Source organism: Massilia polaris, assembly GCF_012927275.1.
GTDB classification, from domain to species: domain Bacteria; phylum Pseudomonadota; class Gammaproteobacteria; order Burkholderiales; family Burkholderiaceae_D; genus Telluria_A; species Telluria_A polaris.
Genome location: NZ_JABBGG010000007.1, coordinates 62,128 through 75,535, shown reverse-complemented (window position 1 = coordinate 75,535; position 13,408 = coordinate 62,128). Strand labels below are relative to the sequence as shown.

At 64.1% G+C, this 13,408-nt stretch carries 13 protein-coding genes; 5 read left to right on the top strand and 8 right to left on the bottom strand.

Going from position 1 to position 13,408, the window contains the following annotated elements; genetic code table 11:
* Window positions 1–32 precede the first annotated feature (32 nt).
* Complete coding sequence (locus HHL21_RS13430; protein WP_169466671.1) at window positions 33–965, bottom strand: histone deacetylase family protein; 933 nt, start codon at window positions 963–965, stop codon at window positions 33–35.
* Between the two features lie 148 nt (window positions 966–1,113).
* Here HHL21_RS13430 and HHL21_RS13425 point away from each other — a divergent pair, with 148 nt between their 5' ends.
* From HHL21_RS13425 to HHL21_RS13405, 5 genes are all read left to right on the top strand, one after another.
* Window positions 1,114–2,034, top strand: coding sequence for an AAA family ATPase (locus tag HHL21_RS13425; RefSeq protein ID WP_169466669.1), 921 nt, complete (start codon window positions 1,114–1,116; stop codon window positions 2,032–2,034).
* A gap of 8 nt (window positions 2,035–2,042) precedes the next feature.
* Complete coding sequence (locus tag HHL21_RS13420; protein WP_169466667.1) at window positions 2,043–3,038, top strand: DUF58 domain-containing protein; 996 nt, start codon at window positions 2,043–2,045, stop codon at window positions 3,036–3,038.
* Complete coding sequence (locus tag HHL21_RS13415; RefSeq protein WP_169466665.1) at window positions 3,035–5,029, top strand: transglutaminase TgpA family protein; 1,995 nt, start codon at window positions 3,035–3,037, stop codon at window positions 5,027–5,029. Before HHL21_RS13420 ends, HHL21_RS13415 begins: the two co-directional genes overlap by 4 nt.
* Window positions 5,026–6,231: a lytic murein transglycosylase B gene (gene mltB / locus HHL21_RS13410; RefSeq protein ID WP_169466663.1), complete on the top strand. Its 1,206-nt coding sequence runs from the start codon at window positions 5,026–5,028 to the stop codon at window positions 6,229–6,231. Before HHL21_RS13415 ends, mltB begins: the two co-directional genes overlap by 4 nt.
* 487 nt (window positions 6,232–6,718) lie before the next feature.
* The gene (locus HHL21_RS13405; RefSeq protein WP_206085775.1) at window positions 6,719–7,066 is read left to right on the top strand and encodes a hypothetical protein; all 348 of its coding nucleotides are present in this window, start codon (window positions 6,719–6,721) and stop codon (window positions 7,064–7,066) included.
* Window positions 7,067–7,132: 66 nt separating this feature from the next.
* On the opposite strand, the gene cysM is transcribed toward HHL21_RS13405, so the two are convergent.
* From cysM to HHL21_RS13370, 7 genes are all read right to left on the bottom strand, one after another.
* Window positions 7,133–8,035 (bottom strand): cysteine synthase CysM, encoded by a 903-nt coding sequence (cysM, locus tag HHL21_RS13400; protein ID WP_169466659.1) that lies wholly within the window; start codon window positions 8,033–8,035, stop codon window positions 7,133–7,135.
* Between the two features lie 121 nt (window positions 8,036–8,156).
* Entirely contained in the window at window positions 8,157–9,539 is a 1,383-nt protein-coding gene (locus HHL21_RS13395) for a M28 family peptidase (protein ID WP_169466657.1), read from the bottom strand.
* Between the two features lie 150 nt (window positions 9,540–9,689).
* Window positions 9,690–10,037 (bottom strand): ComEA family DNA-binding protein, encoded by a 348-nt coding sequence (locus HHL21_RS13390; RefSeq protein WP_169466654.1) that lies wholly within the window; start codon window positions 10,035–10,037, stop codon window positions 9,690–9,692.
* 206 nt (window positions 10,038–10,243) lie between these two features.
* Complete coding sequence (rfaE1, locus tag HHL21_RS13385) at window positions 10,244–11,209, bottom strand: D-glycero-beta-D-manno-heptose-7-phosphate kinase (RefSeq protein WP_169466652.1); 966 nt, start codon at window positions 11,207–11,209, stop codon at window positions 10,244–10,246.
* A gap of 75 nt (window positions 11,210–11,284) precedes the next feature.
* Window positions 11,285–12,460: a lipopolysaccharide assembly protein LapB gene (gene lapB / locus HHL21_RS13380; protein WP_169466649.1), complete on the bottom strand. Its 1,176-nt coding sequence runs from the start codon at window positions 12,458–12,460 to the stop codon at window positions 11,285–11,287.
* Window positions 12,461–12,496: 36 nt separating this feature from the next.
* The gene (locus HHL21_RS13375; protein ID WP_169466646.1) at window positions 12,497–12,802 is read right to left on the bottom strand and encodes a LapA family protein; all 306 of its coding nucleotides are present in this window, start codon (window positions 12,800–12,802) and stop codon (window positions 12,497–12,499) included.
* 289 nt (window positions 12,803–13,091) lie between these two features.
* Complete coding sequence (locus HHL21_RS13370) at window positions 13,092–13,397, bottom strand: integration host factor subunit beta (RefSeq protein WP_008446215.1); 306 nt, start codon at window positions 13,395–13,397, stop codon at window positions 13,092–13,094.
* Between the last annotated feature and the right edge of the window lie 11 nt (window positions 13,398–13,408).

Sequence of the window (13,408 nt, the reverse complement as noted above, 5' to 3'; positions counted from 1 at the left end):
AACTGTGAGTTTATGGAGACAAAACCCCAAAATCAGTCGAGCTCGGCAAGCACCTTGATGTGGGCGACGACGCTGCGGGCGAGCGCCGACAGGTTGTAGCCGCCTTCGAGGCAGCTGACGATGCGCCCCTGCGCATGTTCGCGGGCGACCGCCATCAGCTGCTGGGTGATCCAGGCGTAGTCGGCCTCGACCAGTCCCATCTGGCCGATGTCGTCGTCGCGGTGGGCGTCGAAGCCGGCCGAGATAAAGATCATTTCGGGGCGGTGCGCGTGCAGCGCGGGCAGCCAGTGTTCGAGCACCAGCTGGCGCACGACGTCGCCCTTGCTGTATGCGGGCACGGGGATGTTGACGTGGGTGGCGCTGACCGGTTCCGGTTCGCTGTAAGGGTAGAACGGATGCTGGAAGAAGCTGGCCATCAGCACGCGCGGGTCGTCGCGGAAGGATTCGGCGGTGCCGTTGCCGTGATGGACGTCGAAGTCGACGATGGCGACGCGCTTGAGGCCATGCGATTCCATCGCGTGGCGCGCGGCGATGGCCACGTTGTTGAACAGGCAGAAGCCCATCGCTTCGCCGGGACGCGCGTGATGGCCCGGCGGGCGGATCGAGCAGAAGGCGTTGTCGATGCTGCCGGCGATGACCGCATCGGTGGCGGCGACCGCGGCGCCGGCGGCGCGCAGCGCGGCCTTGTAGCTCCACGAGTTGAGCATGGTGTCGTTATCGAGCGGGTAGTACTCGCCTGGCTCGGCCGGCACGTTGTCGCGCACCCGCGCGATGGCGTCAAGCGAGTGGTTGCGGGCGATGATCGGCAGCTCGGCCAGCGGCGCTTCGCGGCGCTCGACCAGGCCGTCGATGCGCGCCAGGATCAGCTGGTCCTCGATCGCCTGCAGGCGCGCGGGCGATTCGGGATGCCATTCGCCCATCTCGTGCATGCGGCAGTCGATGTGGCTGTAAATTGCTGTACTCATGTTCTCCGCTTCTGTGGCGCTGTCATCAATCCCGCACGGCTCTGCCGTTCTCGCATAGAATCGACGAAACGAATGACGGATGATTAAGTGGCTCGATGGCGCTAATCTAACACGCCAGCGGCTGTCTTTACGCTACACAGGGATGCACATGTTTGAAAAATTGCACGCCGTTGCGCGCCAGGTTGGCACAGTTATCGTCGGCAAGGACCGGCAGGTACGGCAGGCCCTGACCTGCCTGCTGGCCGGCGGCCACCTGCTGGTCGAGGACGTGCCCGGCGTCGGCAAGACCACGCTGGCGCACGCGCTGGCCATCTCGCTCGGCCTGCGCTTCAACCGGGTCCAGTTCACCAGCGACCTGCTGCCGGCCGACGTGTCCGGCATCTCGGTGTACGAGCGCGAAAAGAACGGCTTCGTGTTCCACGCCGGCCCGATCTTTACCCAGGTGCTGCTGGCCGACGAGATCAATCGCGCCACGCCGAAGACCCAATCGGGCCTGCTCGAAGCGATGGAAGAACGCCAGGTCACGGCGGACGGCGTCACGCGCGCCCTGCCCGAACCCTTCTTCGTGATCGCCACCCAGAACCCGACCCACCAGGTCGGCACCTTCCCGCTGCCCGAATCGCAGCTGGACCGTTTTTTGATGTGCCTGTCGCTGGGCTATCCGGACGCCGCCGCCGAGCGCGCGCTGCTGATGGGCGAGGACAGGCGCAGCATGCTCAAGACCCTGCAGCCGGCGATGCAGCCGTCCGAACTGGCGGCCGCGCAGCAGGCGCTGCGCCAGATCCATACGTCGGCCGCGCTGGTCGATTACGTCCAGGCGCTGGCGCAGGCGTCGCGCCGCGACGGGCTGTTCGCCGAAGGCCTGTCGCCGCGCGCCGCGATCGCGCTGCTGCAGGCGGCGCGCGCCTGGGCCGCGCTGGAGGGACGCGACCACGTGATCCCCGAGGACGTGCAGGCCGTGCTGGTGCCGGTATGCGCGCACCGCCTGCGGCCGCTCAAGTCGACCCACGGCACCGCGCTCGCCAGCCGCGACCTGGTGCTGCAGCTGCAGAAATCGGTACCGGTCTGAGATTGAAGATGCTGGCGGCACTGACAGGGCTGGTACGCCGCAAGACGGACAAATGGCTGTTCCGGATGAAAGGCACGGAGGCGGGCGAAGTTTTTCTGAGCCAGCGCCGCGTATTCATTCTGCCCACCGGCGCCGGCATGGGCTTCTTCGCACTGCTGCTGGTGTTGCTGGTCGGCTCGATCAACTACAACCTCGGCCTCGGCTTCGGCCTGACCTTCCTCGCCGGCACCTGCGCGGTGGCGGACATGTACCTCACCTATAAGAACCTGGCGCACCTGCGCCTGCGCGCCGGCCGCGCGCAGGCGGTGTTCGCCGGCGAGGAAGCCAACTTCGAACTGCACCTGATCAACCGCACGCGCCTGGACCGCTACGCGATCTGGATCGATTTCGCGTCGCAGGGCACGCCGCGCCACGCGGTCGATGTGGCGGCGCGCGCGGAAACCGTGGCGCGACTCAGCATGCCGACCGAAGAACGCGGCTGGTGCCCGTCGCCGCGCGTGCGCCTGTCGACACGCTTCCCGCTTGGGCTGTTTACCGCATGGAGCTACTGGCAGCCCGATGCGCGCGTGCTGGTGTGGCCGTTCCCTGAAACCGAAGCGCCGCCGCTGCCGATGCGCGGCAGCGCCAGCGTGGACGGCATCGGCCATGCCGGCGACGACAATTTCGCCGGCATCCGCAGCTACCAGCCGGGCGACCCGATGCGCCACCTGGCGTGGCGCCAGATCGCCCGCCTCGATCCTGCCTTCGGCGGCCAGCTGGTGACCAAGCATTTCGAAGGCGGCGCCAACGAGGAGCTGGTGCTCGACTTCGACGCCCTGCCGATTTTCATGGACGTCGAACTGCGCCTGTCGCGCATGGCGCGCTGGGTGCTCGACGCCGAACAGCGCGGCCTGCCCTACGGCTTCCGGATCGGCGCGCACCAGTTCGCGGCGTCGAGCGGCGACGCGCACCGCGCCGCCTGCCTGCGCGCGCTGGCCCTGCACGGCATCGGGGAGGCTGCTTGAAAACGCTTGCAGCCATCACGCAGCGCCTCACGCGCGACAAGGCCGATACCCTGCTCCTGCTGGGCGCGGCGCTGCTGGTGCTGGCGCCGCACGCCACACACCTGCCGCTGTGGGTGTCGGCGGCCTGCGGCGCGACCCTGCTGTGGCGCGCGTCGATCACCTTCCGCGGCACCCGCATGCCGCCAGGCTTCCTGCTGCTGCCGGTCTCGCTGGCCGCGATGGGCGCGGTGTACGCCACCTACCACACGCTGCTGGGCCGCGATGCCGGCGTGGCGATGCTGGTGCTGCTGGTGGCTTTCAAGATGCTGGAGATGCACGCGCGGCGCGACCTGTTCGTCGTGATCTTCCTGTGTTTCTTCCTGGTGCTGACAAACTTCTTCTACTCGCAAAGCATCGCCACCGCGATCGCGATGATCGTGTCGGTGATCGCGCTGCTGACGGCGCAGCTGTCGTTCCAGTTTACCGGCGCGGTGCCGTCGTTCGGCCGGCGCCTGCTGATCGGCGCGAAGATCCTCGGCATGGGACTGCCGCTGGCGTTGCTGCTGTTCTTCGTGTTCCCTCGGATCGAGGGCCCGCTGTGGGGCATGCCGGGCGACGCCGCGAACGGCCGCAGCGGCCTGTCCGACAGCATGGCGCCGGGGAACCTGTCGAGCCTCGCGATGTCGGGCGAAACGGCGTTCCGCGTCAAATTCGACGGTCCCGCGCCGATGCCGTCCCAGCTTTACTGGCGCGGCCTGGTGCTGGGCGATTTCGACGGCCGCACCTGGACCCGCGTGCAAGCCCAGGCATCGGCCTCGAACATCGCGATGTCGGTGTCCGGGCGGCCGGTGCGCCAGCAGGTCACGCTCGAACCGGGCGGCAAGCGCTGGCTGTTCGCGCTCGACCTGCCGGCCGAGGTGCCCCAGCTGGCGGGCAACCAGGTCTCGGTGTCGTCCGAACTCGAACTGACCGCGGCGCGCCCGATCGACGCGCGGGTGCGCTACCACGTAACCTCCTACCTCAGCTATCGCGTCCAGCCGAAGCTGGAATTGGGCGAAGTGGTGCAGTCGCTGATGCTCCCGTGGGGCTTCAATCCGCAGGCCAAACGCATGGGCGAGACCTTGCGCCGCATCGCCGATCCGGCCAAACGCGTCGAGGCGGTGCTGAAGATGTTCAGGTCCGAGAACTATATTTACACGCTGGAGCCGCCGCGCCTGGGCCGCGAATCGGTCGACGAATTCCTGTTCACTACCCGCGCAGGCTTTTGCGAACACTACGCCAGCTCCTTCGTGTTCCTGATGCGCGCGGCCGGTGTGCCGGCGCGCGTGGTGACCGGCTACCAGGGCGGCGAGATGAATCCGGTCGACGGCTACATGACGGTACGCCAGTCGGATGCGCACGCGTGGGCCGAGGTATGGCTTGCGGGGCGCGGCTGGCAGCGGGTCGACCCGACCGCGGCGGTGGCGCCGGAACGGGTCCAGCGCGGGCTTGCCGGCGCCTTGCCGCGCCAGGAACCGTTCGGCATCGCGGGACTGGGTAGCCTGATCGAAGGCGTCAGCGAGAGCAGCCTGCTGGCGCAGCTGCGCAACCAGTGGAGCGCCTTGAATAACGAATGGAACCAGTGGATACTGAATTACACGCCGCAGCGACAGCACGCACTGCTGTCAAACCTGCATGCAGCGCTGTCGGACTGGCGCGTCGGCGCGGGCATTGTCCTTCTGCTCACGCTGTTGTATATAGGACGCGCATGGCGACATCGCAGGCAAGGCGACCCTATCGATGAGCTATACTCGGCCATGTGCCTGCAGCTGGGCCGACAGGGTTTGCCGCGCGCCGCGGACGAAGGTCCGAGCGCGTATGCACGGCGCGTGTCGGGGTCCGGCCTGGCGCCCGCAAGGAAGGCCGCCGTTGCGCGCTTCCTCGCGCTGTACAGCGCCTACAAGTATGCAGCCGCGGCGCCCGACGCACGGCTGGCCGCCACTTTGAAGAGTTTGTTGAACGAGTCACGATGAAATTTTTGCAGCTGTTGGTACCGCGCCGTTTGTCATCCCTGCTGTTAGCCCTGGCTGTCGCCAGCGTGCCCGCGGTGCACGCCGCGGACCATTCCAGGACAGACAGGCAAAAAGCCGCCGCGGCTAAAAAGGCCAAGGCAAAAAAGCCCGTGCCGCGCAAGGTCGCCGCCAAGGCCGCGGCATCGAAAGCCGCCAGGGAAGCGATCAAGCGCACCGCGAACGTGAACCACGTCGGCGAGCAGGTCAACTTCCGCGAGTGGTCGGCGGTGCAGCAGTTCGCCGGCGAGATGGTGGCCAAGCATGGCTTCGAGCGCGAGTGGCTGGACAAGCTGATCGGACAGCTTCACTTCGTCGACTCCGCGGTCCAGCTGGTCAAGCCGGCGCCGCCCGGCAAGCCGAAAAACTGGGCGGCCGTACGCGAGCTGTTCATCGAACCGGTGCGCCTGAACGGCGGCGTGACATTCTGGAACGAGAATGCGGCCGCGCTGGCGCGCGCCGAAGCGCGCTTTGGCGTGCCGGCCGAAATCATCGTCGGCATCATCGGTGTCGAGACAGTCTATGGCCGCAATACCGGCCGTTTCCGCGTGCTCGACACGCTGACCACCCTCGCCTTCGCGTATCCGGAGACGCCGAACCGCGACGCGCGCATGGCGTTCTTCCGCAGCGAACTGGAAAACACGCTGCTGCTGGCGCGCAAAGCCAAGCTCGACCCGCTCAGCCTGACCGGCTCGTTCGCAGGCGCCGTCGGGATTCCTCAGTTTATGCCGGGCAGCATCCTGGCGCACGCGGTCGATTTCGACGAGGACGGCAAGGTCGACCTGATCAACTCGAGCACCGACGCCATCGGCTCGGTCGCGAACTTCCTGCGCAATCACGGCTGGCACGGCAACCAGGCGGGACCGCTGGTCTACGCCGCCAACGTATCGCCGAGCAATGTTTGGGAAAAATTTATCAACCAGGGCCTGGAAGCGAAGTTCCGCCAGGATGAGCTGGAAGCTGCCGGCGTGATCAGCAGCGCAAGCCTGCCGCCGGCGGCGCTGTTCGGGCTGGTTGACCTGCAAAACGGTGCCGAACCGACAGAATATTGGCTGGCGACAAATAATTTTTTTGCTATCACTCAATACAATCGAAGCTACTTCTATGCAATGTCGGTGATTGAACTGGGCAAGGCGGTCCGGGCACGGCGCCAGCGCGACGCCTGACAGGCATAAAAGATTTGTAATGAAGTGTAACTGCAACACTCCCCCGTGTTGCGCTGTTCTGCCTGTGCCGCGTCGCATACCCCCACGGGGTATGCGCAGCATTGTCATCGATGCACTAGAGGAATAGTCATCATTTCAGCATACCCCCCGCAAAGTTGCCTTTGCGACAGGTCTTATTGGTAATGTGCTGCACTGCCCACCAGATTGCATTACACTTAAGTTTTCCGGAAAAACAATTATTTTTTTGGTGAGTTTGTGAGAGAATTGCATTCAGGCTATGTTGCGATTAGACAACATGATATGCAAGTAATATGGAACGGCTCTAATTGCTTGCGAGAATAAGATTGGAATAACTTGTACAATTGTGTATATTTTATAAAAAGTTGTTTCAAACGGAATCTGTCGTCATATGGTGAAGTAGTCGCAACTACAGCGAGCTCCGCGTGTTTGATAAGCAACACAACTCACAATAGGAATTTTTAACATCATGACAAACCAAGTTGGCATTGATATGAACAGCGATTCGGATTCCGACGAACTGCTGCAGTACAACCCGAACCGGTTGCTGGACACCCTGATCGAAAACCTGCGCCTGAAAAACGACGCAGCACTGTCGCGCGCACTGGAAGTTGCTCCTCCGGTCATCTCGAAGATTCGCCATCACCGCCTGCCGGTCGGCGCATCGCTGCTGATTCGCATGCACGAAGTGAGCGACCTGTCGATCCGCGACCTGCGCTACCTGATGGGCGATCGCCGCAACAAGTTCCGTATCAGCGACAAGCAGTTCAAGCCAAAAGAAGGCGCACCCCCTGGTGGGAGCGGCGAGCAGTCCTGATCGGTCGGTGTTGATGCTGTCCCGCCGCGTGGCGGGACATGGCTGGCCTTGTCAGGCCGGGCCTTGCTAGGCCGGGAAGACGCCTGTCGACAGGTAGCGGTCGCCCCGGTCGCAGACGATGAAAACGATGGTGGCGTTCTCCACCGTCTGTGAAATGCGCAGCGCGATTTCGCACGCGCCCGCCGCGGAAATCCCGCAGAAAATTCCCTCTTCCGCCGCCATCCGGCGCGCCATGTGTTCGCTGGCCGCCTGGCTCACGCTTTCCACCTGGTCTACCCGTGCCTTGTCGAAGATTTTCGGCAGGTAGGCTTCCGGCCATTTGCGGATGCCTGGAATCGACGAGCCCTCTTCGGGCTGGGCGCCGATGATGCGCACCGCCTCGCTCTGCTCCTTCAGGTATTGCGACACGCCCATGATGGTGCCGGTCGTGCCCATCGCGGAAACGAAGTGGGTGACACGGCCTTGGGTGTCGCGCCAGATTTCCGGGCCGGTGGTTTCGTAGTGCGCGCGCGGATTGTCGGCATTGCCGAACTGGTCCAGGATGATGCCCTTGCCGTCGCGCTGCATCTGGTCGGCCATGTCGCGCGCATATTCCATGCCGCCGGTTTTCGGAGTCAGGATGATCTGGGCGCCGTAGGCGGCCATGCTCTGGCGGCGCTCGATCGACAGGTTATCGGGCATCAGCAACAGCATCTTGTAGCCGCGGATCGCAGCGGCCATCGCCAGCGCGATGCCGGTGTTGCCGCTGGTTGCCTCAATCAAGGTATCGCCCGGCTTGATCTGGCCGCGCTCCTCGGCGCGCTTCAGCATCGACATCGCGGCGCGGTCCTTGACCGAGCCCGCCGGATTGTTGCCTTCCATCTTGCCAAGGATGATGTTGTTGCGCTCGCGCGCTTCGGCGCCCGGAACGCGCACCAGCTGCACCAGCGGGGTGTTGCCGATCGTATCTTCGATGGTCATGTAAGGCATGGGAACTCTTTTGCAGATGGACAAAACGCCATTCTAATGCACGCCGCGCATCCGCGTATGAGGGCGGTCAGCGGCAGCGGAAGTAGCGGATTCATCCACGTACCTCCCCTGGATTTACTGCTTAGCGCAGGGGCGCCGGGTAGGTGGCGACGCTGGCGTTGCCATCCTTGTCGACTGACTGCACGCCGAAGAAATAATTGTCCTTCGACAGGCGGACGGTTGCCTCGGTCACGTTGCCAACATACAGCGAGCCCTGCCATTGCGAAGCAGTCGTTTCACGCCATACGATGCGGTAGCCGGCCAGGTCCGGCTCGCTATTCGGCAGCCACAGCAGCGTGGAATTGTTATCCAGCTTGTCGGTGCGCACCTGCACCTGCTGCGGCGCGGCCGGCGCCAGCGACAGCGAAGCGAGCGCCGCCGCATTGACGCGCGCGACGCGGGCGATGTAGTTGTAGTCGTTGAACTCAGGCAGGTCGCCGTACTGCATCGCGCCTTCCTTGCGCACGTTCTGATGCTGGTGCGCGAAATCCTCGTTCGGTTCGGAGAAACGCAGCGCCGCGAAACCGCGCGCCAGGAACGGCATATGGTCGCCGCCGCGCAGGTAGCGGTCGCGGCGGTGGACGATGCTCACCTTGAAGCCAGGCACGTAGCGCTCGCCCACTTCCTTCACATGGCGGGCCAGCTGGCGCGAGATCGAATCGTTCTCGCCGCCGGTGGCGACCAGCGCGCGCACGGTCTCGCTCATTTCCTTGGTGGCTGGAATGCTCTCGGCGAACAGGCGCACCTGCTTGTCGTCGATGCGGCCATCGTCCGCGCGCGAGCTGCCGATGATGTCGTTGGTCAACATGCCGGCCACGTTCAATTTCTTCTGCACGGCCTGCTCGGCCCAGTGGGTGGCGCCGATCAGGCCCTGCTCTTCCGCGGCGACGGTCATGAACACCAGCGTGGCGTCGAAGGGGTAGCGCGCCATCACGCAGGCCATTTCCATCACGGCGGCGGTGCCGGAGGCGTCGTCGTTGGCGCCGGGAGCCGCGCCCTTCGCGTCCATCACATCGGTATTGCGCGAATCGTAGTGGCCGCTGACGACGTAGATGCGCTCCTTCGACTGCGGCTGGCTGCCCGGCAAGGTCGCGACGACGTTGACGATTTCGGTCGGACGCGAGATGCGCGCCGAGACCGGGGCGACGTGGCTGTCGAAGGCCACCTGCAAGCGGCCGCCCGACTGCGCGCCGCAGCGCTCCATCTCGGCCTTGATCCAGCGGCGCGCGGCACCGATACCGACCGTGTCCGATTCCGTTTCCGACATCGTATGGCGGGTCTGGAAGCTGACCAGCTTGCGCACATAGCCTTCGATACGCTGGGGCGAAATCTCGCTGACGATCTTGTCGATCTGCGCCTGGTGGCCGGTGACGTCAGGCGCGGCTGGCGCGGCGGCCGACGCGGCGCCGGCGGCGATGGCGAGCACGCCTGCGATCAGGCTGGAAGCGGAACGAACGGTGGGCATTGGTGGTCCTCTTTCTAAAAACAGTTGTCCGGTAGAAGCGCTGTATCTTCTCATGGCCGGCCGCGTTTCGGCTGTCCATACAGACAAAAAAAACCCCGCGCGGCAGGGCCTGCGGGGCTTTCCGGACCTGCGGCCCGAAGGCGGCCAGGCTTACATCTTTGCGGGCTCGGCGGCAGGCTTGCCCACCGGCTTGGCCGAGGTCTTGGCTGGCTTGGCGGCGGCGCCCTCCATTGGCTTGCCGTTGACCTGGAGGCCGGCTGCGGACAGCTTCATTGCCTTCTTGTCGCCGACGCCTTTGACGCGTTTCTGGAAATCGGCCCAGTCCTTGAACTCGCCGCCTTTTTCGCGCTCGGTGAGAATCGCCTTCGACATTGCCGGGCCAACGCCCTTGACGCCATCGAGGGCGGCGCTATCGGCCTTGTTCACGTCGACCTGGGCGAAAGCGAAACCCATCGTAGCGCACAGCGTTGCGACCGCAAGCATCAGTTTCTTGATCATGTTGATTTTCTCCGTGAGTAGTCAAGTGGGAACAGCGGATGCGGTCCCTCGCGCTTAACGGCTCAAGCGTGGCTTACCGTTGACGTTTTCCGTTTGATCAAAAACAACGATCCGACACTACCGCAATTGGTGTTCCAAAATCGGGGTCCGTCCCCGGGGACGGACCCCGATTTTAGCGCTTGGGCCCGACGACGAATCCGGGAAACTTAGTTGCCGAAGAGCTCGGCGCGGGTGACGGTGGCAGTGCCAAGCTTGCCGACGACGATGCCACCGGCGCGGTTGGCGGTCATGATGGCGTCGGACATCGTCATGCCGGCGCCAAGCATCGCGGCCATCGTGGCGATCACCGTGTCGCCGGCACCGGAGACGTCGTACACCTCGCGCGCGTCGGCGTGCACGTGCAGCACTTCGTCCGCCGTGTACAGGCTCATGCCCTCTTCCGATCGCGTCAGCAGCAGCGCGTCGAGGCGCAGTTCTTCACGCAGCGCCTGCGCCTTGGTCGTCAGCTGTTCTTCGCTCGACCAGCTGCCCACCACGCGCTTCAGCTCCGACTTGTTCGGCGTGAGTACGCTGGCGCCGGCGTACGGCGTGAAGTCCTCGCCTTTCGGGTCGACCATGACGATCTTGCCAGCCGCGCGCGCCGCTGCCACCATCTGCGCGACGTTGACCAGACTGCCCTTGTTGTAGTCGGACAGGATCACCACGTTGTAGTCAGGCAGCAGCGCGTTGAACTGGGTGAGCTTGTCGCGCAGGACCGTGTCGGTCGGCGCTTCTTCGAAGTCGATGCGCAGCAGCTGCTGCTGGCGGCCGATCACGCGCAGCTTGATGATCGTCGAAATCGCGTCGTCGCGCTGCAGGAAGCTGTGAATCTGCGAGTCGCGCAGCAGCGTCTCTACTTGCGTGCCCGCTTCGTCCGCACCAACCACGCCGAGCAGGCCGGCGTAGGCGCCCAGCGCGGCGGCGTTGCGCGCGACGTTGGCGGCGCCGCCGAGGCGCTCTTCGCGCTTCTCGATGCGCACGATCGGCACCGGCGCTTCCGGCGAGATGCGGCTGACGTCACCGAACCAGTAGCGGTCCAGCATGACGTCGCCGACCACGAGGATGCGGACGTTTTCAAGGTTGGGGGTGGCGATATGCGGATAGGTGTCCGCGGAGAGCAGGCGACTGATCATTTGTCTGGTACCGGAGTGGCTGGTGTCTGGAGCGGGACCGGCCGGCCAGTCCCTCTGTTGGTGGTATTGCGAACCTTAGTTCATCACATTGAGTTCTTCGGTGCGGCGCGGCGGGTACGAGTCCCAGCGGCTGCAGCCCGGGCACTGCCAGTAGAACTGGCGCGCCTTGAAGCCGCAGTGGCTGCACTGGTAGCGCGCGAGCTTCTGGGTGTAGCCGTGCACGAGGTTCTTGACCATCGAGAGTTCGTCGAAGAGTTCGGGCGGCGCGTCCATCATGCGGGCTTCCAGCAGCTTGTCGAGTCCGAGCAAGGTCGGCGTGCGGCGCAGTTCTTCGACCACGAGGTCCTTGGCTGCCTGCGCGCCATCGAGTTCGGTGACGGCCTTGAACACGACTTCAATCAGGTCGATCGACGAGGCTTCGGCCAGGTAGGAGCGGAGCAGGTTGACGCCTTCCTGCGGACGCCCGACCTTGCGGTAGCCGTCCATCAGGCGGGTGGCGACCAGCGCCACGTGCGGCACGCTTTGCTGTTCGACGCGGCGCCACGTCATCAGCGCCCCTTCGACATCGCCCTTGGCCAGCTGGACGTCGCCGATCAGGATGGTGGCGCGGACGTTGGTGCGATCGGAGTGCAGCGCCTGGTCGAGCAGCTCCATCGCTTCATCGGTGTGCAGGTGCACCAGCGCGTCTTGCGCAAGTTCGCAGTAGAACTGGGCGATCTCTTTCTGGCGCGTGCCGGCGCCCGATGCCTGCAGGCCCTGGGCCGCGGTGATCGCGCGCTTCCATTCTTTTTCGCGCTGGTAGATTTCGAGCAGCGCGCGCTGCGCCTGCACGCCGTACTGCGAGTCCACGAGGCCGTTGAAGGTCTCTTCGGCGCGGTCCAGCAGGCCGGCCTTCAGGTAGTCCATGCCAAGCTCGTAGCCGGCGTGGTGCTGCTGGTCGAGCGGCAGGTCGGGGCGGGCGAGCAGGTTCTGGTGCACGCGTATCGCGCGTTCGACTTCGCCGCGGCGGCGGAACAGGTTGCCGAGCGCGAAGTGCATGTCGGCGGTCTCGGGGTCGAGCTTGACGATTTCGATGAAGGCGTCGATGGCCTTGTCGGGCTGCTCGTTGAGCAGGAAGTTCAGGCCCTTGAAGTAGCCGCGCGGGAGGGTGCGCGATTCGGACACCAGCTGCCTGATGTCGACGCGGGCGGCGATCCACCCGAGGCTGAAGAAGAGTGGGATGCCAAGAAGCATCCAGAATTCAAATTCCATGCGATTCTTTTTGTTGGTTTGATTGGCGCCGCTGGCTTATTGCCGGTTGTTGACGCTGTCCGGCTGCGGTTGCACGGTGCTGGTGCGCGCGACGCTTTGCAGCGCTTCGATGGTGTTCTGGTGCTGCGAGCTGAGGCGGCGATGGCGGAACACGGTCGGCGTGACGGCGAGGATGCCGAGGGCGGCGCCGGCGACGAAGAACGCCAGCAGCATCAGCACCAGGGGGCCGCGCAGTTCATAGTTCAGGAAAAAATGCAGGTCGACTTCCTGCGTGTTTTTCAGCGCGAAGCCGAAGAACAGCACGAACAGGATAATGCCAACAATGGTGGATACAAATTTCATCAGCGGGGTCCAAATGGAAGGGTTCGCGGGTGTGGCATCTTACCATTATAAGCAGGGGCGATTGAGCCTTGCCGATACGCAATCGTCTAGTTAAAACGTCGTTCCCGCGACCGCCTCGGCGGCCCCGCGGTAATCCATGCTGAGCCAATTTAGCAAACTCAGCATGGGTTCCCGTTTCCACGGGAACGACATGCTAACAATGAAATAACGGTACGGGCTGCGCTCTACGAATGCTTCACCCATAAAAAAACGGCATCCGAGGACGCCGTTTTCTGTATCGCCAGACGACTTAATCTTCGATGATCGGTTGTCCGACCATCGCGTCTACGCGCTCGCGCAATTGTTTGCCTGGCTTGAAGTGCGGCACCCGTTTTTCGGGAACCATCACCTTGTCGCCGGACTTAGGATTGCGTCCAATGCGTGGCGGCCTGCTGTTCAGGGCAAAACTGCCGAAACCACGGATCTCGATGCGCTGGCCAGTCGCCAAAGCGTTGGTCATTGCATCGAGAATGGTCTTGACAGCATACTCCGCATCCTTGGCCACCAGCTGAGAGTAACGCTCAGCCAGGCGGTTGATCAACTCGGACTTGGTCATCTGGCAGTCCC

Bases quoted from the DNA above. Each gene is read 5' to 3' on its own strand.
- HHL21_RS13430 (WP_169466671.1), bottom strand. From the start codon at position 965: ATGAGTACAGCAATTTACAGCCACATCGACTGCCGCATGCACGAGATG.
- HHL21_RS13425 (WP_169466669.1), top strand. From the start codon at position 1,114: ATGTTTGAAAAATTGCACGCCGTTGCGCGCCAGGTTGGCACAGTTATC.
- HHL21_RS13420 (WP_169466667.1), top strand. From the start codon at position 2,043: ATGCTGGCGGCACTGACAGGGCTGGTACGCCGCAAGACGGACAAATGG.
- mltB (WP_169466663.1), top strand. From the start codon at position 5,026: ATGAAATTTTTGCAGCTGTTGGTACCGCGCCGTTTGTCATCCCTGCTG.
- HHL21_RS13405 (WP_206085775.1), top strand. From the start codon at position 6,719: ATGACAAACCAAGTTGGCATTGATATGAACAGCGATTCGGATTCCGAC.
- cysM (WP_169466659.1), bottom strand. From the start codon at position 8,035: ATGCCTTACATGACCATCGAAGATACGATCGGCAACACCCCGCTGGTG.
- HHL21_RS13395 (WP_169466657.1), bottom strand. From the start codon at position 9,539: ATGCCCACCGTTCGTTCCGCTTCCAGCCTGATCGCAGGCGTGCTCGCC.
- HHL21_RS13390 (WP_169466654.1), bottom strand. From the start codon at position 10,037: ATGATCAAGAAACTGATGCTTGCGGTCGCAACGCTGTGCGCTACGATG.
- rfaE1 (WP_169466652.1), bottom strand. From the start codon at position 11,209: ATGATCAGTCGCCTGCTCTCCGCGGACACCTATCCGCATATCGCCACC.
- lapB (WP_169466649.1), bottom strand. From the start codon at position 12,460: ATGGAATTTGAATTCTGGATGCTTCTTGGCATCCCACTCTTCTTCAGC.
- HHL21_RS13375 (WP_169466646.1), bottom strand. From the start codon at position 12,802: ATGAAATTTGTATCCACCATTGTTGGCATTATCCTGTTCGTGCTGTTC.
- HHL21_RS13370 (WP_008446215.1), bottom strand. From the start codon at position 13,397: ATGACCAAGTCCGAGTTGATCAACCGCCTGGCTGAGCGTTACTCTCAG.